Source organism: Bifidobacterium platyrrhinorum (assembly GCF_010667645.1).
Taxonomy (GTDB): domain Bacteria; phylum Actinomycetota; class Actinomycetes; order Actinomycetales; family Bifidobacteriaceae; genus Bifidobacterium; species Bifidobacterium platyrrhinorum.
Map to the genome: position 1 here is coordinate 23,844 of NZ_WHZV01000004.1, position 21,199 is coordinate 45,042.

Annotated in this window: 15 protein-coding genes and 1 pseudogene; 10 read left to right on the top strand and 6 right to left on the bottom strand. The window is 66.5% G+C overall.

The genetic code is table 11. From position 1 onward, the window contains the following. Positions 1 to 35 precede the first annotated feature (35 nt). Positions 36 to 1,013, bottom strand: coding sequence for a hypothetical protein (locus GFD21_RS05550; protein ID WP_163196952.1), 978 nt, complete (start codon positions 1,011 to 1,013; stop codon positions 36 to 38). Positions 1,014 to 1,259: 246 nt separating this feature from the next. Between GFD21_RS05550 and GFD21_RS05555 the strand changes: the two genes are divergently transcribed. Then, on the top strand, positions 1,260 to 1,925 hold the full coding sequence (locus tag GFD21_RS05555) for a hypothetical protein (RefSeq protein WP_163196953.1): 666 nt from the start codon (positions 1,260 to 1,262) through the stop codon (positions 1,923 to 1,925). A gap of 188 nt (positions 1,926 to 2,113) precedes the next feature. On the opposite strand, the gene GFD21_RS05560 is transcribed toward GFD21_RS05555, so the two are convergent. Further along, entirely contained in the window at positions 2,114 to 4,489 is a 2,376-nt protein-coding gene (locus tag GFD21_RS05560; RefSeq protein ID WP_163196954.1) for a YhgE/Pip domain-containing protein, read from the bottom strand. After that, a complete protein-coding gene (locus tag GFD21_RS05565) occupies positions 4,486 to 7,272 on the bottom strand; it encodes a YhgE/Pip family protein (RefSeq protein WP_163196955.1) in 2,787 nt (928 codons plus the stop codon). Before GFD21_RS05565 ends, GFD21_RS05560 begins: the two co-directional genes overlap by 4 nt. Positions 7,273 to 7,549: 277 nt before the next feature. Here GFD21_RS05565 and rsmI point away from each other — a divergent pair, with 277 nt between their 5' ends. After that, entirely contained in the window at positions 7,550 to 8,533 is a 984-nt protein-coding gene (rsmI, locus tag GFD21_RS05570) for a 16S rRNA (cytidine(1402)-2'-O)-methyltransferase (RefSeq protein ID WP_163196956.1), read from the top strand. Here rsmI and GFD21_RS05575 read toward each other — a convergent pair. Together GFD21_RS05575 and GFD21_RS05580 are read right to left on the bottom strand one after the other, a co-directional pair. Continuing rightward, positions 8,523 to 8,960 (bottom strand): variant leucine-rich repeat-containing protein, encoded by a 438-nt coding sequence (locus GFD21_RS05575; protein WP_191996872.1) that lies wholly within the window; start codon positions 8,958 to 8,960, stop codon positions 8,523 to 8,525. The two genes, rsmI and GFD21_RS05575, sit on opposite strands and share 11 nt — an antisense overlap. Continuing rightward, positions 8,957 to 9,586, bottom strand: coding sequence for a hypothetical protein (locus GFD21_RS05580; protein ID WP_163196957.1), 630 nt, complete (start codon positions 9,584 to 9,586; stop codon positions 8,957 to 8,959). Before GFD21_RS05580 ends, GFD21_RS05575 begins: the two co-directional genes overlap by 4 nt. Before the next feature lie 232 nt (positions 9,587 to 9,818). On the opposite strand from GFD21_RS05580, the gene metG reads away from it, so the two are divergent. Further along, positions 9,819 to 11,705, top strand: a complete 1,887-nt coding sequence (metG, locus tag GFD21_RS05585; protein WP_163196958.1) for a methionine--tRNA ligase — start codon at positions 9,819 to 9,821, stop codon at positions 11,703 to 11,705. A gap of 539 nt (positions 11,706 to 12,244) precedes the next feature. Continuing rightward, a complete protein-coding gene (locus GFD21_RS11430) occupies positions 12,245 to 12,979 on the top strand; it encodes an HTH domain-containing protein (RefSeq protein ID WP_163196959.1) in 735 nt (244 codons plus the stop codon). 21 nt (positions 12,980 to 13,000) lie between these two features. Here GFD21_RS11430 and GFD21_RS05595 read toward each other — a convergent pair whose 3' ends face one another. After that, positions 13,001 to 13,795, bottom strand: coding sequence for a GntR family transcriptional regulator (locus tag GFD21_RS05595; protein WP_163196960.1), 795 nt, complete (start codon positions 13,793 to 13,795; stop codon positions 13,001 to 13,003). 208 nt (positions 13,796 to 14,003) lie between these two features. On the opposite strand from GFD21_RS05595, the gene GFD21_RS05600 reads away from it, so the two are divergent. The 6 genes and pseudogenes from GFD21_RS05600 to GFD21_RS05620 all read left to right on the top strand — a co-directional run bounded on the left by GFD21_RS05600 (position 14,004) and on the right by GFD21_RS05620 (position 21,164). Then, the gene (locus tag GFD21_RS05600) at positions 14,004 to 14,879 is read left to right on the top strand and encodes an ABC transporter substrate-binding protein (RefSeq protein WP_163196961.1); all 876 of its coding nucleotides are present in this window, start codon (positions 14,004 to 14,006) and stop codon (positions 14,877 to 14,879) included. A gap of 93 nt (positions 14,880 to 14,972) precedes the next feature. After that, a pseudogene (locus GFD21_RS11100) lies at positions 14,973 to 15,614 on the top strand (amino acid ABC transporter permease); the annotation flags it as partial. A gap of 75 nt (positions 15,615 to 15,689) precedes the next feature. Then, complete coding sequence (locus GFD21_RS11105; RefSeq protein ID WP_404801563.1) at positions 15,690 to 16,487, top strand: amino acid ABC transporter ATP-binding protein; 798 nt, start codon at positions 15,690 to 15,692, stop codon at positions 16,485 to 16,487. Positions 16,488 to 16,560: 73 nt separating this feature from the next. Next, positions 16,561 to 17,445 (top strand): urea carboxylase-associated family protein, encoded by an 885-nt coding sequence (locus GFD21_RS05610; protein WP_163196963.1) that lies wholly within the window; start codon positions 16,561 to 16,563, stop codon positions 17,443 to 17,445. 80 nt (positions 17,446 to 17,525) lie between these two features. Continuing rightward, a complete protein-coding gene (locus tag GFD21_RS05615) occupies positions 17,526 to 18,485 on the top strand; it encodes a TatD family hydrolase (protein ID WP_163196964.1) in 960 nt (319 codons plus the stop codon). A 339-nt stretch (positions 18,486 to 18,824) separates the two neighbouring features. Continuing rightward, positions 18,825 to 21,164, top strand: coding sequence for a KUP/HAK/KT family potassium transporter (locus tag GFD21_RS05620; RefSeq protein WP_163196965.1), 2,340 nt, complete (start codon positions 18,825 to 18,827; stop codon positions 21,162 to 21,164). Positions 21,165 to 21,199: the final 35 nt, after the last annotated feature.

A 21,199-nucleotide genomic window follows, 5' to 3' on the forward strand; every position in this document is an offset into this window, starting at 1 on the left:
CGAACCGAGCAACTCGGCTCGTCACCCGATAGTGGTCATTGGGAGATCTGCATGATTTTCGCAATCACACTGGGAATGGTGATATTCCCGCCCATGGTGGATTGATATGTGATTGTTCCGGTGGAAGTGCCCCACAATTCGACGATGTCGTCTTTAAGAAGGCGGTTGTCATTGCCGGAACGTGAGTATACGACGTAGATCACCTTGTCGGAATCCCAAATGCCGTAATCGCCTTGTTGGACGCTTACGCGGTATTGCACCGCATTCCCGTCTTCGATCACCTGAATAATCTTGCCGCGGAAATGCACTCGTTTGCCCATATTGGCATCAGGATTACGCGCCAGATCGTCAAACGGAATATCCTGGGCCGAAGCCTTGAACTCATCATCCGTTTCCTCTACCTGGACGGTGAAACTCGCTTCATGCCCCTGGCATTCGACAGTGAATTCATGACTCTTGCCCGACTCCAACGTGCCGGGGTTCTTCACCGTGAATTCGGTAGCGGCCCTGCTGCTGCCGTCGCTATAGTGGACCGTCACGTCGATGCCATCCGCAGTGTCGTTGATTTCCGTGCCGGCGGTTGCGGGACCGGAATACTTGACCGTGATATAGCTGATGGTTTTCATCGCCGGCGTATTGGATTCCTTGGATTTATCCGACTGTGCACCATCGGTTGTCGAAGAAGTCTCCGATTGGGCCGGAGCTGAGGCGCTCTCACCGCTCGTCGCGGCCACTGAAATGATGATGAGGATGATCATTCCCGCCAATATCGCACCGATCGCCCCAACAATAAGTTGCCAAGGCTTGAGCGTTATGGTTTTGCCTTGTTGTGCGGCGCCCTGTTCCATGGGCTGTGTGTAGTAAGGGGCTGCTACTTGTTGTTGCTGATTGTACTCAGGGGGATTGGGGGGGGCGTATTGGCCGTATTCCGGTTGTGGCCGTCCCTCTTGGCTCGGGATCTCCGAGGGCATCTGTGGCGGCGTTCCTTGAGGCTGGTACTGCGGGTCGCCCATGGTCTTCTCCTTTGTGTCATTGGGTGATTTCAGTGTAAACCAGGCATGGCGGCGGGTCGGTCGAACCCGATCCTCGTGTTGGACGCGTGTTGGGTCGGTGGGTGTGTTCGGCTGTGGGGCCGGTGTGTTTCGGTTGTGGTTCATGGACGTTTCCGCATTCGCTTGACGGGGGTTTCGGAAGAAGTCCCCCCCCCACGACCGATGCTGGTTCCTGACCCGACAGTGTCAGTCAAAGGAGAGATTGCAATGGGGATGATCAGGAAGACGGCGGCGCTGGCTGCCGGAGCGTGTCTGCTTATCGGGCTTGCCGCCTGTGGCGGCCAGACGTCGGCCGGCGGTACGGGAAGCGGGCAGGGGACTTCATCGTCGTGCGAGAGCCCCAGCTCGGTGAGTTTCGGAGACGGCATGAGCTTCAAGGAAGCTTGGAAGACCATCGAACTGAAGTGCCTGTCCAACGGATCCGGCCGGCTCGATGACGGAGGCAAGGTGACGGTGACAATCACCGATACGGCCTTCAAGGGCAAGCAGGCCACCGCGGTGAAATTCACGATCAAGAACGATGGTGACAAAGCGTTGTCGGATTCCTCGCCGGAGTATCCGGTGCCCTACATGATGTTCGAAAGCTCCAATGCGAAGAATCTGAAGCAGCTGCAGGCGGCCGCTTTCTACCAGAGCGAATCGGCGGCCAAATCGTTTGCGGAGAATGGGGATTCCTCGGCCAACTCGGAGGGGAGCGGGGATAAGACAATCCCCGCTCACTCCGAAAAGGAGCTGTGGGCGGTGTATTCCAACCACTACATCGATCTGGGCGCCGATTCCGATGAGATCGATCCGGACCAGATCGCGGGCGTCGATATCGTGGTCGTCGGCGGAAGCACGAGCAACGGCGTGTATAGGACGATCAAGTTCTAGGTGTTCGAAGCGTCTTCGTCTTTGCGGTGTCCCTCGGCTTTCGGCGTCGGGGGACACCGCAAACCCGTATTCACACGAGCGGTGCCGTGCCGGAATCCTCGCGGGCGTTTCGCGAAGCCGCATGCGGGAAATCGCGCGGGGAAACCGCGTGCGACGATTTCCGGCGCACAGGCTCCGGCATGCGCCCCTTACATCACCTTGGTGCTTTCGAGGTTGCGGATGATCCAGTCGTTGAGGTGGATCACGGGTTTGCGCAGCACCAGGCCGAGCACGAGCGAGGGCATCAGGAACAGGGCGAGCTTGCCCATCGCCACCCAGTACTCCATGCCGTAGGCGCCGGCCATGGCCGAATGCATCGCGTCCACCGCGTACGGGAACAGCAGCCAGTGCGAGACCGCCTGGAAGAACGGCGGCAGCGTCTCGACGGGGAACGTGCCGCCCGATCCGGCCACCTGCATGACGAGCAGCACCACGGCGATCGCCTTGCCGATGTCGCCGAACGAGACGGTGAGCGTGTACACGATGTTCGAGAACACGAGCGCCGCAAGCCAGCCGACCATCATGAACCGGACCGGGTGCTCGCATTGCACGCCCAGATACAGCAGGTCGCCGAGGCATACGAGGGTGCCTTGCATGAGCGCGAGCGTGCCGAAGATCATGTACCGGCCGAAGTACTCCTGGTGCAGGCGCAGGCCGAACCGGCGCGCGTTGCCCGGCGATTCCGAATGGGGCTTGCGCAGCACGTCGAGCATCGCGCCCGGCCCGGCGGCCCGTCCGATGATCACCGCGTCGCGCAGCCCCACGTCCTCGCCCAGCGGCAGCACGTTGCCGAGTCCCAGGATCTTCGCCTTCTCATGGTCCGAGATCGCGACCTTGAGCATCGCGACGAGGATGATCGCGCCCACCCAGATCGCCAGGATCGTGTAGAACGGCGCCATCGCGGACCCGTAGTTCGCGATCGGGTAGATCGCCTCGCGGTCGACCGATACCGGTGCGGACAGCAGCGTGGCGATGGCGTCCGGGTCGGCGGACGTGATCGCGGACAGGTCGACGCCGCTTCCGGAGCCGTCCGCCCCGGAGCCGGAACCGCCGATGCCGCTCACCGCGGCGGTGAACTTCGCGTTGAGGTCGTCGAGCTTCGTGGCGGATTCGCCCAGCATCCTCGCCGTGTCGTCGAACGTGGAGCGCACGTCGGCCAGGGACGACAAGACGCCGCCGGACAGGCCCCGCACGCTCGCCGTGGTGGCGGTCAGCCCGTCGATGACGGTGCCGGCCTGCGAGACCATGTCGTTCATCGACGCGGTGAGCGCGTCGATCTGCGGGCGCAGCGTGGACCGGTAGGTGGAGGCGGCGTCGTCCAGCGACTTGCGCGCGGCCGCGATCTGCGTTTTGAGCTCCTGACGCGTCGACTCCATATCGGCTGTGCCGTCGGTCACGCGTTTCGCCGCGTCGCCGAGCGAGGCGGCCGCGTCGCTCAGCTGCCGTTGCACGGTCTGCGCCTGGTCGGCGGCGGTGTTGAGCGCGTCGCGCGCCGCCTGCGCGGCCGCCCCGTCGCCCGGCACCGAGCCGGCGAGCGAACGCAGCGCGTCGGCGTATTTGCCGTACGCCTCGGCCTGCGCGCCGACTTTCGACTGCAGGTCGGTGAGCGTGGCCGCGACCTGCCCGGATTGCGTGTTCACGTCGCCGAACGCCGCGTCGATGTGGCGGTCGACCTGGTCGTAGGCGTCGCCGGCCTGGCGCAGCGCCCCGTCGACGCCGTCGGCTGCGCCGGACATCGCCTTGGAGAGGCTTTTCGCCCCCTGCCGCCCCTGTTTCAGCGCCTTGCGCGCGGATGCCGCGCTGTCGCCGGCCGACCCGAGCAGCCGGTCGGTCGAGGCGATGACGCCGTCGGCCGCGCCGAGCAGGTCCGCGTACGCCGACGCCTGCGCCGACGCCCCCTTGAGCTGCGAGGACATCGCCGTGATGTGCTGCGTGGCGTTGTCCATGTACTGCTTCATCTGCAGGCTGTCCGCGTAGGTGGCCACGTTGGAGGCGAGTCCCAGCGCCACCTGCCCCAGCGTCTTGACGAACGTGCGGTCGATGGTGGTGGCGACCGTGCTCGCGCCCTGGTCGGTGATGTGCGGCGCGATCGGGTTGATCTTCTCGTTGAGGTAGTAGTCGAGCTTCGCGTGGCGGATCTTGGGGGAGAAGAGCGTCATCATGTCGGCGCTGAAGCTTTTGGGAATGACGAGCGCCGCGTAGTATGTGCCCGAATGCACGCCGTCGATGGCCTTCTCCTTGTCCACGAACTGCCAGTCGAGCTGGTGGTTGGCGCGCAGCGCGCTCGTCACCGTCTCGCCCACGTTGACCCTGACGGGCATGAGGTCGGACTTGTATCCGGCGTCCGTGTTGGCCACGGCGACCTTGAGCGCCTTGGTGTTGCCGTACGGGTTCCAGCTCGCCGCGATGTTGTACCACGCGTACAGGGCCGGCACGATGACCAGGCCCATCGCCACGATGATCGCGATCACGTTGCGCGTGGCCTGCTGCACGTCGCGTGCGAAGATGCGCCAGATGTTCCTCATCGCGTGCCTCCCTTCGTGCCCTTCGTATCGGCGGGCCGCGTCGCGTCGGAGACGCCGCGCAGCCGTTCGGTCAGGTCTTCGGTGTCCACGCTGTCCGTGGCGTCTTCGGTATCCGCGGTGCCCATACCGTCCGGAACCGGCTCCGGATTCGGTGCCGGAGCGGGTTCCGCAGTGGCGGGCGGGGCCGCGTGGGTGCCCGTGTGGGCGCCCACGTGCCGGCGCCGCCAGATGTAGCCGTTGAGCATCACGTCGCGGAACTGGTCGGCGTTCAGCGCGCTCACGCCGAGTTCTCGCGCGTAGTTCTCGCGCGTGTATTCGACGATGATGAGGAACGCGTCGATGACGATGATCGACGCGATCCACGCGGACAGCATCGCGATCTTCGCCTTCGTGAAGAACAGCAGCAGCAGGAACAGGAACGGCAGCACGGTGAGCAGCACCAGGCCGGAGACGATCATCTTCGGGTAGCGGTCGAAGAACCGGTGCGCGCGGCGCTTGACGAACTCGCGCAGTTCGGCGGAGTTCGCGGCCACGCGGAACGTGGAGGTGAGCCGCACCCGTTCGTTGACCATCGAATTGTGCTCGGTGATCATGAGGTCGGTGTCGCCGAGGCGGCGGTCGAACAGCGCGTTGAGGTTCATCGCGTAGCGGCGCACCACGAGCCCCACGAACAGCGCGACCGGCAGATAGCACAGCAGATGGCCCAGATCCAGCCAGTAGTGGTTCGCGTAGGTGCCGGCGATCGGGCCGCGCATCGCGTTGATGCCGTAGGTGAACGGCAGCCACGGGTGCAGTTCGCGGAAGAAATCGGGCATGAGCTCGATGGGGTAGAGGCCGGATGCGCCCGGGATCTGCACGATGACGAGGATCACGGCCACCGCCTTGCCGATGTGCCGGAACGCGACCGCCAGCGCGTAGATGATGTTCACGTAGACGAACGAGCATATGAGGCCGGCGAGCACGAACAGGACCGGGTGCTCGCACTGGATGCCGAGCACGAGGTCGCCGATCATCACGATGAGCGCCTGCAGCAGGCCGATCGAGACGAGCAGCATCCAGCGCCCCATGTACGCCTGCGTGGCGGTCAGGTGGCGCAGTTCGCCGCGCTCCTCGCGGTCCACTTCGAGCTTGTAGATGGCGATGAGCACGAATCCGCCCACCCACAGGGCGAGGTTCGTGTAGAACGGCGTGACCGCCGAACCGTAGTTGTCGGTCGGGTAGACGGTGCGCGTGTTCAGCGTGACCGGCGAGCCCATGAACTTGCCGAACTCCTTGTCGTCCAGATGCAGGCGGTCCTTGACGGCGCGGTAGGTCGCGGAGCTGTCGAGCGTGGCGATGTCGGTGCGCACGGTGTTCACGTCGCCGATGAGTCGGTCGAGCGAGTCGCGCGTACCCGACACCGTGGTCTTCGTCTGCGCGATGGTGCCGGACAGTTGGTCGAGCAGTCCGTCGGTCTGGTCGATGGTGCCGGACAGCGAGGTGAGGGTGCCGCCGAGCGTGCCGTTGAGCGCGGCGAAGTTGTTGAGCGAGGCGGTGAGGCTCGGCGCGATGGTGCCGGTGAGTGTGCCGCGCGCCGTGTTGAGGCCCGTGATGCCGCCGTTGACGGCCGAGCCGGCCGCGCCGGACAGGTTCGTCGTGGCGTCCTTGCCGGCGGTGATGAACCGCGTGGCGTTCGACTGGAAGTCGTCGACCTGCTTCCGCTGTGCGGCGACCGCGTCGGCCAGCGCGTTCACCTGCGCCCAGATGCGTTGGCCGGCCGGGTCGGTGGTGTTCTCGTCGATGCCGGCCCGCCGCAGCGCGTCCTTGAGGCTTTCGACCGCGGCGGCCGTGTCGTTGAGCGGCGTGGACAACGCGCCGTGGATCTGGTCCACGGATTCCTGTGTGCGATTGAGCGTGTCCGTCACGTTCCCGGCGGCGGTGTTGACCTTCACGCCGATGCCGGACAGGTCGGACGACCCCTGGTCGAGTGCGCCGACCATCGTCGTGGTGAGCTTCTGCGACGAGGCCTGCGCCCGTTCGAGCAGCGTGCCCGATTGCGCGGAAGTGCGCTGCGCGGCGGCGATCGCGGATTTCAGCGAGGCGGTGGTGCGTTTCGCGTCGGCGATGGTGCCGTCGGATCGGTCGAGCGTGGTCTGGACGTCGGCCAGCGCAGCGTTCGCCTTGCGGATGGACGCGGCGACGGCGTCGAGGTCGCCGATCACGTCGTCCTGCGTGCGCGTGGTCGCCTGGTCGAGGTCGTCGCCGGCGTCCGCCACCGCCTTGGCGACGGTGTTGCCGACGGTGGTGACGAACGCCTGGTTGATCTGCTCGTCGATGGCGGTGGCGCCGGTGTCGGTGATCTTCGGCGCGATCGCGTTCTTCTTCTCGTTGACGTAGTAGGTGATCTTCGGGCGTTTCGCCGGGTCGGTGACGGCGTCGACGAGACTGGCGCTGAAGTCCTTCGGCAGGACGATGGCCGCGTAGTAGGAGCCCGACTGCATGCCTTCGAGCGCGTCCGTCTCGTCGACGAAGCGCCAGCCGAGCTGGTGGTTGCGCCTGAGCTGCGTGACGACCTGCCTGCCGGCGTTCAGTCTGCCGACGAGCGGCGAGTCGACGCCGCGGTCGTTGTTCGCCACGGCGACCTGGATGTTGCCGGTGGCCGAATACGGGTCCCAGTTCGCGAGGATGTTGAACCATGCGTACAGCGACGGGATGATCGCCACGCCCAGCGTGACCACGACGGCGACCGGGTTGCGCAGGATGCGCGTCAGGTCGCGGGTGAATACGCGCCATATCGTTCGCACTTCGACGGCCTTCCTTCCTTCGGGCCGTGTCGCACGCGCGTCGCCGTGCGGCGCGGCGTTGCGTTCGCGTGCGTATGGTTCCCATGCGTACTGCGCAGCACAATACTCAGGGGCGCGGCGCGGCGTCCGCCGGCGGACTCCCGCGTCTAGCGATACGGACACGGTATGTCCATCATGTGGTCATCGTTCTGGAAGCGGGTTCGTGCGGAAGGCGGAGGGGGAGGCGTCGCCGCACGTTCGCGACGGCGCGTCCGAGGGGGTGGGGGATACTGGAGGCATGACCAATGCAGCGGATGTGAACGTGAACGACGTGAACGAACCGGCCGGGGCGAAGGCCGGCGCGGCGGCCGTGGGCGGTGGCGCGGCGACGCCCGTCGCCGTCCCGGCCGGCACCGTGGTGCTCGCCGCAACCCCGATCGGCAACGTGGGCGACGCGTCCGCACGACTGCGCGCGCTGCTCGAACGCGCCGACATCGTCGCCGCCGAGGACACGCGCCGCCTCTACGACCTCGCGAACCGTCTCGGCGTGCACGTGAACGGCCGCGTCGTCGCCTACCATGACCACAACGAGCGCGACAAGGCCGACGGCCTGCTCGACAACGTGGAGACCGGCGCGACCGTGCTCGTCGTCTCCGACGCGGGCATGCCCACCATCAACGACCCGGGCCTGGCGATCGTGCGCCGCGCCATCGAACGCGGCCTGCCGGTCACCTGCGCGCCCGGCCCCTCCGCCGTGCTCGACGCGCTCGCCCTGTCCGGACTGCCCACCGACCGCTTCTGCTACGAGGGATTCCTGCCGCGCAAGCATTCCGAACGCGTGCAGCACCTGCGCATGCTGCAGGGGGAGCGACGCACGATGGTGTTCTACGAGACGCTGCACCGCATCGAGGAGTCGATGGAGGACCTGCTCGACGCGTTCGGCCCGAACCGCCGTATGGCGCTGTGCCGCGAACTGACCAAGGACTACGAGCAGATCCGCCGCGGCACGATCGTCGAGATCCGCGACGGCGTGCGCGAGGATCCGCCGCGCGGCGAGATGGTGCTCGTCGTCGCGGGCGCCTCCGACGAGGAGGCCGCCGCTGTGGCGCCGAGCAGCCTGTCCGTCGAGGATCTGGCCGTGCTGGCCATCGACCGCGCGCTCGAGGACGGGCTGCGCATCAAGGAGGCGATCACCCAGGTCGTCGGCGAGCACCCGTTGCCCGACGGTTCGCTCGTCAACCGCAAGCAGGTCTACCAGGCCGTGCTCGCCATCAAGCAGTAGGCGTGCGGCCGCGCCGGCGCGCCTGCCGGGAATCCAACGAGTCCAGCAGCACGGTGAGCGCGCGCTTCACGCCCGGCCCGCCGGCCTGCGAGACGTATTCGAGCAGCGCCGCGTCCGCATTCGGGTTGGCGACGAGCCACCGCCGCAGTTCGGGCGCGGTGCGCGCGATATGCCACAGCACGTCCATGCCGGTCGCCGGGTCGGCGGCGACGAGCGGCGTGAGCTCCAGCGGGGGAGCGGGCGGCTCCAGCGCCTTGCGTCCGCGTGCGGCCGTGCCGGCGCCCGCCATGCCATGCGCCATGCGGCCGAGCCGACCGGCGCGCGCCAACGCCCGCAGCCGTCGCGTCGCGCGCCGTTGCCGCCTGTGCGTCCTGCGTGATGACCGATGCGCCGACCCCGATGCGCGTCGCCCGTTCCCGGCGCTCATGGGATGTCCTCCTCACGCGGCGTCCGGCCGATCGCCGTCGCCTGCCATACCGCCCCGTGACGGTGCCCGTAGCATCGGCCCACCTGGACGAGGAAGGCCCGCGCCTGCGGCGTCGCCGGCATGTTCGGGTTCTCGTCGAGCAGCGAGATGCAGTCGTCGGGGGAGAACCCATAGGCGTCCATGAGGTCGACGACGGCGCCGTCGAGTCCGCGGAACCCGCGTGCGGGCGCATCGTCGCGGAACAGCGAGGCGATGTCGCATGCGGTGCGCGTGGGGTCGGTGAGGCTGAGCGCGCCGAGGCTGGTCAGATGCCGCATCGTGACCTGCCGCGAGAACACGCGGATGCGGTGGCCGTGCTGGGCCGCGCGGAAGTGCGAGCGCGACAGCACGTCGAGTGTGTCCGGGAAGTCGCCGCCCATCCACACCCACAGCGCGGTGAGCGCGCACGCCGACGAGGCGAACGGGATGATGCGGTGGATGATCGTCGCGCGGCCGTACAGGGTGGCCGCGTGGTCGTGCCAATAGCCGCTGTCCGGGTCGAGCGTGTGCACCGTGCCGTTCGCGGCGAGACGGGAGAGGCTCAGCGGGCCCGGCAGGTCGTGCAGTCGCAGGATCGACGGCACCATCGGTTCGACCCGGAGGGGGCTTGAGCCGGGCGTCGGCGGCGACGTCATCGGCAGATAGGGCGGGTGGTTCGGGGGATGGCTCATGGCGCGCAACGGTACCCGCCCGCGGGGCCGGCCGCGAATCCGCGCGACGGGGCCTGCGGCGTTGTGCGCAATCCGGTGGATGGGCGGGGGTTTGTCCACGGTCGCGGACGCGTTCCGGTGTCCCCGCCGCGCCCGATAATTCGGTCTTATGAGTCATATTCTGGTGAATGTTGCATGGCCGTACGCGAACGGCCCCCGCCACATCGGCCACGTGGCCGGTTTCGGCGTGCCCTCCGACGTGTACGCGCGCTACGAGCGCATGAAGGGCAACGACGTGCTGATGGTCTCCGGTACCGACGAACACGGCACCCCGATCCTCGTCGAGGCGGAGAAGGAGGGGTTGAGCGCGCAGGAGCTCGCCAACCGCTACAACCGCGTGATCGCCAAGGACCTGTGCGACCTGGGCCTGAGCTACGACCTGTTCACGCGCACCACCACCGGCAACCACGAGCACGTGGTGCAGGAGATGTTCACGCAGTGCCTGAAGAACGGCTACATCTACAAGGGCACGCAGCAGGTGGCTATCTCCCCGTCCACCGGCCGCACCCTGCCGGACCGCTACATCGAGGGCGAGTGCCCGATCTGCCATGCCGAAGGCGCGCGCGGCGACCAGTGCGACGCCTGCGGCAACGAGCTCGACCCGGACGAGCTCATCAACCCCGTCTCCAAGATCAACGGCGAGACCCCGCGCTTCGAGGAGACCGAGCACTACTTCCTCGACCTGCCGGCGCTCGCCGAGGCGAACCTCGCCTGGCTGAACACCCGTGAGGGGTGGCGCACCAACGTCATCAACTTCTCCAAGGGCCTGTTCAAGGAGGTCAAGCCGCGCGCCATCACCCGCGACATCGACTGGGGCATCCCGGTGCCGGTGAAGGGCTGGATCGACAACCCGAACAAGAAGCTGTACGTGTGGTTCGACGCCGTGATCGGCTACCTGTCCGCCTCGATCGAATGGGCGCGCCGCCAGGGCGACCCGGAGCTGTGGCGCAAGTGGTGGAACGACCCGAAGTGCCCGGCCTACTACTTCATGGGCAAGGACAACATCACGTTCCACTCCCAGATCTGGCCCTCCGAGATGCTCGCCTACAACGGCCAGGGCTCCAAGGGCGGCGAGACCGGCAAGCTCGGCCCGCTGAACATGCCCGAGCAGGTCGTCGCCTCCGAGTTCATGACGATGGAGGGCAAGAAGTTCTCCTCCTCGCGCGGCATCGTCATCTACGTCAAGGACATCCTCTCCCGCTACCCGGTGGACGCGGTGCGCTACTACATCTCCATCGCCGGTCCGGAGAGCTCCGACTCCGACTTCACGTGGGCCGAGTTCGTGCGCCACAACAACGAGGAGCTCGCCTCCTCCTGGGGCAACCTGGTCAACCGCGTCGCCAACCTCATCGCCAAGAACTTCGGCGAGATCCCGGCGCTCGACGAGGATTCGATGACCGACGCGGACCGCGCCCTGCTCGCCGAGACCCGCGACGCGTTCGCCACGGTCGGCGGATTCATCGAGAACCACCACCAGAAGGCGGGCCTCATCGAGGCGATGCGCGTGGTCGGCGACATCAACAAGTACATCTCCGCCACCGAACCGTGGAAGATCAAGGACGACGAGAAGCGCCTCGGCACCGTGCTGCACGTGGCCGCGCAGGCCGTGGCCGACGCGAACCACCTGCTCGCCCCGTTCCTGCCGCACGCCTCGCAGAAGGTGTGGGAGGCCCTGGGCGGCAAGGGCGTGTTCTCGCCGCTGCCGCGCCTCGAGGAGGTCGAGGACCTCGACAAGCCGGGCTTCGAGTACCCGATCATCACCGGCGACTACAAGCTCGGCGAGACCGTGCACCCGTGGGAGAGCGAGCCGATCGAGGTGGGCGCGCCCGTCGCCAAGCCCACGCCGATCTTCGCGAAGATCCCGAAGGAGGCCGTCGAGGAGGAGCTGGCGCGCTTCGACGAGGCGCTCGCCGCCCGCCGCGCCGCCGAGGCCGAGCGTCTGGCCGCCGAGAAGGCCAAGCTCGCCGCCGAAGGCGCCGGGGCCAAGGCCGAGTGACGCCCGGACGCCGTGTGGTGGTCACAAAACCGTCACACGGCGTCAAGAGGTTTCTCAGGAACGCGCATCGTTCCTCCAAGGGACGGGCGGTTTACTGTTAATCGTCAGCGGTTGAAGTTGCACCGCGGGCGAGGTTCTTCCCGGACCCCATAACTGAACCCTTCTTCTCTCTTCTCTCTCACCCGGCGGTTTCTCCCCGCCGGGTTTCTTTTCTCCGTTTGCTCCGGCGTTCTCCGGCGGTTATCCGGCCGTTTGCTCCGGCCGTGGTTCGGCGGTTCTCCGGTGGCGTCGTGCCGCCTGCATCGCGCCGTCGCAACCCCTATATTCCCCGAAAACCACGATGCGGCGGTCTCGGGCGTGATAGGGGGTCGGTCCCTCCGGCGGTGCCGTGCCTTGCCTGCGGCACGGTTGGCGGATTGTGAACGCTTCGCGGCGATTGTCGGGGGGAGAGCGGAACGGGGGAATGATGCTATCTTGCCGGTGAAGCGAAGAAGTGACCGGTGGACCGGTGCCGCCCACCGGGGGGGGGGTGGATCATCATGGCGCATTCGACGTTCACGAAAGAGGAGGTCGCGTACCTGTATTCACTGCCCGCGGTCAGTCGCGTCATCGACGGGCGCATCACCTACGACAAGGCGTTCAAGCGCGAGTGCGTGCGGCAGTACCTCGCCGGCCGTTCGCCGTCCCGCATCTTCCGCGAGGCCGGGTTGGACCCGGAGCTCGTGGGCTACAAGCGCATCGAACGGTGCATGGCCCGGTGGAAGGAACGCTACGGCGACGAAGTGTCCGGCGCCGCGGGGCGCGACGGCGAGGACCTGGAGCCGTTGCCGGCCGGGCACGGCGCCGCGTACCTCAAGGAGATCGGCCAGCAGATCCACCGCATCGAGGAACTGGAAAACACGGTCTCCAGCATGCGCACGCGCATCATGCGGCTGACGAACCTGCTCCAACGCGACGCGCTGTCTTCCGCGGGCGTCGCCGACGATGTTTCCGTGGGTGACGCCGGGGATGGCGTCGGGGGCGGCGTCGGAACGGCCGGTCCCGAAAACGGCGACGCCGGTTTCCCGGGAGAGGGGCATGCGTCCGAGGCGCCCGTGCGGTCCGGCGCCGCGGCTCCGGCGGGCTCGCGCGGCGCCACCCATGTGGAGGTGTACGTCGTGGAGCGCGACGACTTCGGCAATGTCGTCGACATGCGCATGTTCGTCAACGGCGGCCGGCTGTCGCATGACGTTCCCGCGGACGTCGCCGACGCGCTCGCCGGCGGCGGGAAGTAGGCGCCGGGCCTTCCCGCGCGTTCAGGCCGCGGGGAAGACCTTCTGGCGGATCGAATCGATGACCATCGCCTCGGATTCGTCGAGGTACTGGCTCAGATAGGCGCAGGCCTCGGCGCGCTTGCCGGAGATGATGAGCCCGGCGATGTGCTGGTCGGGCTCCAGCCAGCGTTCCTGCAGTTCGCCCTGGTCGGCGAAGTTCGCGAAGACGAGTCGCGTCTGCGCGAGGATGTTCGCGAAATACTGGTCGAGCAGCGGCGAATCGATGAGTGCGACGATCTCGTGGTGGAACATGAGGCTCGCCGTGCCGTACTGGCGCCAGCGCTGGGCGTCGTGCAGGGAGCGCGAGGCGTCGACGCTGTCGCGCAAGCGGCGCAGCCGTTCCCGCGGGGCGTTGACGCTGGCTTCGATGCCCGCCTTCTCGAGCACGCGCCGCACCCGGTAGATGTCGTGCACCTTGTCCTCGTCCGGCATGGCGACGGTGGCGCTTTTGTTGGAGACGAGGGTGACCAGGCCCATGTACTGCAGCTGGCGCAGGGCGCCGCGCAACGTGTTGCGCGAGACGTCGAAGCGCTGGGCGAGCCGGATCTCCTTGAGGCTGGTGCCGGCGGTGAGCTCGCCGGTGGTGATCTCCTCGCGCAGGCGCATGGCCACGATCTCGGCGGTCGGCTTCGCGGTGTCACGCGGGGCCGGCGCCCCGGCGCCCGTCGCATCGGGGGCCTCCGTGCGTGCATCGGCCGCTTCCGTGCCTTCCCTACGTCGTGCGTCTCCCGTATGCCCCGCATCCACGGCCGACGGTTCCTCCGTCCACTTCGTCATGGAACACCTGCCCTCCGTCTGCGTTCCGGCGAATGCCGGAACCATTTTCGCACATCGGCCCTTGCCTTATCGACAACGTAGCCGAAGCGCTCTTGTTTGTTGAACAATATTATGCCAATGGATGTTTGTTGCGAGCCTGTTTCGCTGGAAACTCGATGTTTACCTGAGGAAAACAGTAGAAATTGTTCAACAATCATATGATGTGGGCATGTTCACTACAGCACACACCACGAAGATCGCCGCGGCGGCACTGGCCGCGGCCACACTGTTCTCCCTCGCGGCCTGCACCAGCGAGGACCCGGCGGCGTCCGAGACCACGTCGTCCAACTCGTCCGCATCCTCCAACGCCGACAGCTCCACCCTGCGCGTGGCGTCCGACCTCACCTACCCGCCGTACGCGTACACGGACAACAACAACCCCGCCGGCTTCGACGTGGACATGTCCAACGCGCTCGCCGAGAAGATGGGCAAGAAGGCCCAGTTCATCGACACCCGCTTCGAGCAGCTCATCCCGAGCATCAACTCCGGCCGCGCCGACATCATCGCCTCCGCGCTGTACATCACCAAGGAGCGCGCCAAGCAGGTCGACTACATCCCCTACTTCATGACCGGCAACTCCATCGTCGTCAAGGAGGGCGGCCCCGACCTCAAGACCGTCACCGACCTGTGCGGCCTCAAGGTCGGCGCCATCAAGGGCGGCGACATCGTCGACCAGCTGCGCAACGACGGCTCCGACCAGTGCAAGGCCGCCGGCAAGGACGCCATCGACGTCCAGGAGTTCCCGACCGACCCCGAGGCCACGCAGGCCCTCGTCTCCGGCCAGGTCGACGCCCAGGTCAACGACGCGGCCGTGGCCACCACGCTCGGCAAGAACGGCAGCGTCAAGATCAAGATCACCAGCGACGAACTGCTCTACCCGATCCCCGTGGGGCTCGCGGTGAAGAAGGGCAACACCGCGCTCGAGAAGAAGGTCGTCAAGGCGCTCGACGACATGAAGTCCGACGGCTCCTACGACAAGCTCCTCAAGCAGTACAACCTCAAGGAGCCGGACGACGCGGCCGTCAAGAAGGCGCTCGGCGAGTAGTCCGCCGCCGGGCCGCCCGGCCCCGCCGCGTGCGGGGCGCGCGGCCGTACGCTTCCGCAATCAACACATGAATCGAAGGGATGGGGAGACGACATGGATTGGGTATATGTCTGGAAACTCTTCTTCTACCTGCCGTTCTGGCAGGCCTCGCTGAACGTCATCGTGCTGTCGATCCTGTCGTGGTCCATCTCGGTGGTGCTCGGCATGTTCGTGGCCCTCGGCAAGCAGTCCCGGATCAGGCCCGTCAGCTGGCTGTGCGGCGTCTACGTATGGTTCTTCCGCAGCCTGCCGCTGCTGGTGCTGCTAATCTTCGTCTACAACGCGCCCACCGTGTTCCCCCAGCTCAAGACCGTGATCGGCACGCCGTTCCTCGCCGGCCTCGTCTCGCTCGTCCTCTCCGAGACCGCCTACATCAGCGAGATCCACCGCGGCGGCCTCAAATCGGTGGGCAAGGGGCAGATCGAGGCCGCGCAGGCGCTCGGCTTGGGATGGTTCCGCGTCGAATTCGGCGTGGTCGTGCCGCAGGCCATCCGCGTGGCGCTGCCCTCGCTCGCCAACGAACTCGTCGTCATCATCAAGATGACCTCGCTGGTCTCCTCCATCTCCATGACCGAGCTGCTGCTCGTCGGCCAGCGCCTCTACACCCGCAACTTCAAGGTGCTCGAGACGCTGCTCGTGGTCGCCATCTTCTACGTCATGCTCGTGACGATCTTCGACGGCGCGCTCAAACTGCTCGAACGCCACCTCGATGTGACCCGCAGGAAGCGCGAGGCCGTGCAGGTCTCCGACCAACCGGCGCCCGAGGACGCCGTGGCCGTGACCCGCCCGCACCAGCCGCACGAGGGCGAGCCGCTCATCGTGGCCAAGGATGTGCACAAGAAGTACGGCGAGACCGAGGTGCTCAAGGGTCTCGACCTGACCGTGCACCGCGGCGAGGTCGTGGCGATCATCGGCCCGTCCGGTTCCGGCAAGACCACGTTCATCCGCACGATGAACGGCCTCGAGCCGATCAGCGGCGGCGACCTGCTGTACCGCTCCGAACCGATCGGCTACCGCCTGGTCAACGGGCAGTACCGCGCGCCCGACGCGCACGAACTGTCCGAACAGCGCGAGGAGATCGGCATGGTCTTCCAGCAGTTCAACCTCTTCCCGCACATGACCGTGCTCGAGAACGTCGTCTACGCGCCGCTCAAACTCGGCAAGCTGCGCAAGGCCGACGCCCGCAAGGTGGGCCTCGACTACCTCGGCAAGGTCGGCCTCGCCGAACACGCCGACAAGTACCCGTACCAGCTGTCCGGCGGCCAGCAGCAGCGCGTCGCCATCGCCCGCGCCCTGGCCATGAGGCCGGAGATGGTGCTCTTCGACGAGCCGACCTCCGCGCTCGACCCCGAGCTCGTCGGCGAGGTGCTCGCCACCATGACCCAGCTGGCGCAGGAGGGCCTGACCATGGTCGTCGTCACGCACGAGATGCGCTTCGCCAGCAAGGTCGCCGACTGGGTCGTGTTCATGGAAGCCGGCCACATCGTCGAACAGGGGCCGAGCGAGCAGATCTTCAACGCCCCGAAGACCGAACGCCTGCAACACTTCCTGTCGCAGAACAGCAAGTGACCCCCTTCCCCGCACTACGTGTCACACCACCAACATCACACAGTCACACAAGTCACACAGAAAGGCACCAATCATGGGAAACCCCAACAAGGCATATCGTTGCCTGCCCGGCGGTCCGCTGGACGTCGACAAGGAGTTCTACGACAACATCGCCAAGGAGGAGGGACGCGTCAAGGAACAGGACTTCACCATCCCGATCCGCACCGGCAAGGCCTGGGTCGTCCCCGCCGGCCACGTCTGCCGCATCCTGTCGGTGGAGGGGCCGCAGGTCGGCGACTTCAACATGTGGAACCTGCACAACCCGCGCGAGCACTTCTGGGCGGCGCGCACCCGCCAGCTCGGCAGCGCGTCCATCACCACCTACGACCACCTGTGGTCCACGCTGCCGTACATGCGCCCGATGTGCACGTTCACCGCGGACACGCTCGCCGACTACCACGATCCCGACGGCGGCAACGTGCACGACCTGCTCGGCACCCGCTGCGACCCGTACATCAACCGCATGCTCGCCGGCTACGACTTCGACTACCACTGCCACTCCAACCTCACCCGCGCGGTGCAGCCCTACGGCCTGACCGAATTCGACGTGCACGACGTGCTCAACGTGTTCCAGCTCTCCGGCCTCAACCAGCAGCAGGAGTACTTCATGAAGGCCTGCCCGGCCCGCCCCGGCGACTACCTCGAGTTCTTCGCCGAGATCGACGTGCTGTGCGCGATGTCCGCCTGCCCGGGCGGCGACCTGTCCGTGGACATGTGGGGCCCGGAGGGCGCCAGCACCGCCGAGCAGCTCAAGCACTGCCACCCGCTCGGCGTGCAGGTGTTCAGCGTGCCCGAGGAGCGCCTCGAAGGCTGGCACCAGCCCGAATGCAGCCCGTACGTCGGCCAGAACGGGCGCCACGGCCTGCACTTCACCCCGTTCGTGGACCTGCCGAAGGAGCAGCAGGAGGCCCACGCCTGATCGATCCCTCAGGCCCGTCTCCCGTCATCGCGAGGACCCGACGGTCGCCGACCGCCGGGTCCTCGCTAGACTGGGGTCCCATGAGCAAGCATCATCATCGCGACCGCAGCTGGGCGCCGGCCCCCGAGGCATTGCCCGAGGACGCCCACGTCATCGACAACCACACGCACGTCGCCTCCGTCGTGCCGTTCGCACGCGCGATGAGTCACGAGGCGCAGGCCAAGGGACAGCCCGAGGTCCCCGTCTACGATGTCGACGAGCTGCTTGCGCAGGCGAAAACGGTCGGCGTGACCGGCATCATCGACTGCGGCTGCGAACTACCGAACCTCAAACGTGCGATCGACATGGCCGTCGCGCACCCGGGCCAGGTGCACGCGGCCATCGCCATCCACCCGAACGAGGCCGTGCGCCACGGGCACCGCGCCGTCGCCGGGCCCGACGGGCTGGCCGTCACCTACAAGCCGTACCACGACGTGCCGTTCGACGAGGCCATGGCCGAGGTCGAACGCCTCGCACGCGCGTACCCGGACCAGATTGTCGCGATCGGCGAGACCGGCATGGACCTGTTCCGCACCGGCGAAGGCGCGATGGAACTGCAGCGCGAGGCGTTCCGCGCGCACATCGCGCTCGCCAAGGAGCTGAATCTTCCGATGCAGATCCACGACCGCGACTCGCACCGCGAAGTGATCGAGACGCTGCTCGCCGACGGCGCCCCCGAACGCACCGTCTTCCACTCGTACTCCGGCGACGCCGAGATGGCCGAAATCGCGAAGAGCCACGGCTGGTACCTGAGCTTCTCCGGCACGGTGAGCTACAAGGGCAACGAGGGGATCCGCGAATCGCTGCGCATCGTCGGCCTCGACCACGCGATGGTGGAGACCGACGCGCCGTACCTCACGCCGATGCCGTACCGCGGGCGCACGAACGCGCCGTACATGATCCCGTACACGCTGCGCGCGATGGCCGATACGCTCGATATGCCGCTCCTTGAGGTGGCCCGCGGCACCCGCGCCACCACCCGCGCGGTCTACGGGGTGTGACGCCGGCCGGAGCCTGGTGTGACGCCGGCCGGAGCCTGTCGCATCCTCCGCACAGTCCGGGATTCTCGAAATCACCCCAGTCGTCGAGAATTCGGGACGCTGAGTGCCATTCAGTGTCCGTTTTTCTCGACCACCGTACGGTGAAAATGTGGAGAAATTGGGCTTGGTGGGGAGCGGATGACGAAATAGATACCGGAAGCCCCCATCGGTGGTGAAGTTGTGGTGATTCCGTTATGGGTCTACGATGTGTGTTTCGAAATAGGCGAGTGTGACGCAAGAGACGAGAAAGCATCGAGAACGGCAGGCAGTTGGGGCCGCTCCGCATGGAGGATTGAGCGTATGGCTGACCGGAATCAGCGAACCAAACGCGCCCGCACGGTGGTAGGTGGCGCCGCGACCGAAACAGGCAGACCGAACGAAGCGAATAAGGCAAAGGGCTCCGCCGTGGCCCCCGATTCGATCCGGGGCCCGAAGGAGAAGGCCAAAGCGGAGAAGGAGGCGCTGCTGAGGGCCGACACCTTCACCAACGCGCCGAAGGTCTCCCGCCGCACCCTCACCAAGGAGGAGCGCGAGGTCCTCGTCAAGCAGGCCGAGGCCGAGAACAAGGAGGCGGAGAAGCTCGCCACCACCGCCGCGAAGGGACGGTTCGGACGCTGGTGGGCGCGACTGCAGTCCGGCCCGAACAAGGTCAGCTGGGGCATGATGATCGTCGCGCTCGGCGTGGTCTACGGCGACATCGGCACCTCGCCGCTCTACACCGCGCAGACGTTCCTCGCCGGGCAGGGCGGCATCGGCAGCGTCGATCGCGAGGCCGTGCTCGGCATGCTCTCGCTGGTGTTCTGGTCGATCACGCTGATCACCACCGTCAAATATGTGCTCATCGCGATGAAGATCGACAATAACGGCGAAGGCGGCATCTTCGCGCTGTACTCGCTGATTCGCCGCCGCGGAGCGTGGCTCGCCATCCCCGCGATGGTCGGCGGCGCCGCGTTCCTCGCCGATTCGGTGCTCACACCGGCCGTGTCGATCAGCTCCGCCGTCGAGGGCCTGCAGACATTGCCCCCGCTTGAGAACCTGTTCGACGACAACCCGAGCCTGACGCTGATGATCACCGTGGTCATCATCGTCGTGCTGTTCATGGTGCAGTCGCGCGGCACCGAAAGCATCGGCCGCGTGTTCGGCTCGATCGTGCTCGTCTGGTTCAGCTTCCTCGCCGTGGTCGGCCTCGTGAACCTTTCGCGGGACTGGTCGGTGTTCGCCGCGCTCAACCCGGTGTACGGCGTGCGTTTCCTGTTCAGCCCGCACAACGACGCCGGCATCGCGCTCATGGGCACCGTGTTCCTCGCGACCACCGGCGCCGAGGCGCTCTACTCCGACATGGGCCATGTGGGCCGCGGCAACATCTACTTCACGTGGCCGTTCATCAAGGTCGCGCTCGTGTGCTGCTACTTCGGGCAGGGCGCGTGGATCCTCGCGCACAGCCGCGACCCGCACTACACCACGATGAAATCGTTGAACCCGTTCTTCCAGATGATGACCCCGGACGTGCGCTACGTGGCGGTCGTGCTGTCCGTCACCGCCGGCGTGATCGCGTCGCAGGCGCTCATCACCGGAGCGTTCACGATGGTCTCCGAGGCGACGCGCCTCAATTGGATGCCCCACCTGCAGGTGCGTTACCCGGCGCGCACGCGCGGCCAGCTGTACATCCCGGTGGTCAACGCGGTGCTGTGCGTCGCGACGCTGCTCGTGCTCGCGATGTTCAAGGATTCCGAGCACATCTCCGCCGCGTACGGGCTGGCGCTCACCATCACGATGATCACGACGACGGTGCTGCTCGCCGTATACATCTGGTACGACGGCAAGCGGTTCGGCGCGATCGTGTTCCTCGTGCTGTTCCTCGCCATCCAGATCATGTTCTTCATCGCCTCGATGGCGAAGTTCCTGCACGGCGGCTGGTTCACGATGCTGCTCACCATCGCGATCCTGTTCGTCATGTACACGTGGAACGAGGGCACCAAGCTGGAGCGCGCGCAACGCCGCCACATGCGGCCGAAGGACTTCCTGCCCACGCTGGAGAAGCTGCACGGCGACTTCCGCATCCCGTACTTCGCCGACAACATCGTGTATCTGACGTCCGACAGCGAGACGAAGCGCCTTGACACCGACATCTTCTTCTCCATCTTCGCCGACCATCCGAAGCGCGCCCGCGCCTGGTGGGCGGTGAGCGTGGAGACCACCGACCAGCCGTTCACGCGCGAATACGAGGTGCAGAACTTCGGCACCGACTTCCTGTTCCGCGTGCGCATCCGCCTGGGCTTCAAGGTGTCGCAGTCGATCCCGGCGTACCTGCACCAGATCATGCACGACCTGTCGAAGAGCGGCGAGCTGCCGCAGCAGAAGTCGCTCTACCCGAAGGTCGACGCCGACCCGAACATCGGCACGATCCGGTACGTGCTGATCCACAAGGCGCTCATGCCCGAATCGAAGGTCTCCGCGCGCGGCGCCCTGTCGCTGCAGACCAAGTACGCGATCCGCCACGCGGCCGGCTCGCCGGTCAAATGGTTCGGCCTCGCGCCGTACAACCCGCTCGTCGAGGTGCAGCCACTGTTCGTGTCCACGCGGCGCCCGCCCAGGCTCAAGCGCATCGAGCGGGCCGACGCGGCCGCCGACGCTCTATAACCAACGCTTATAGCGGCGGCCGCGCGTCGAAACGT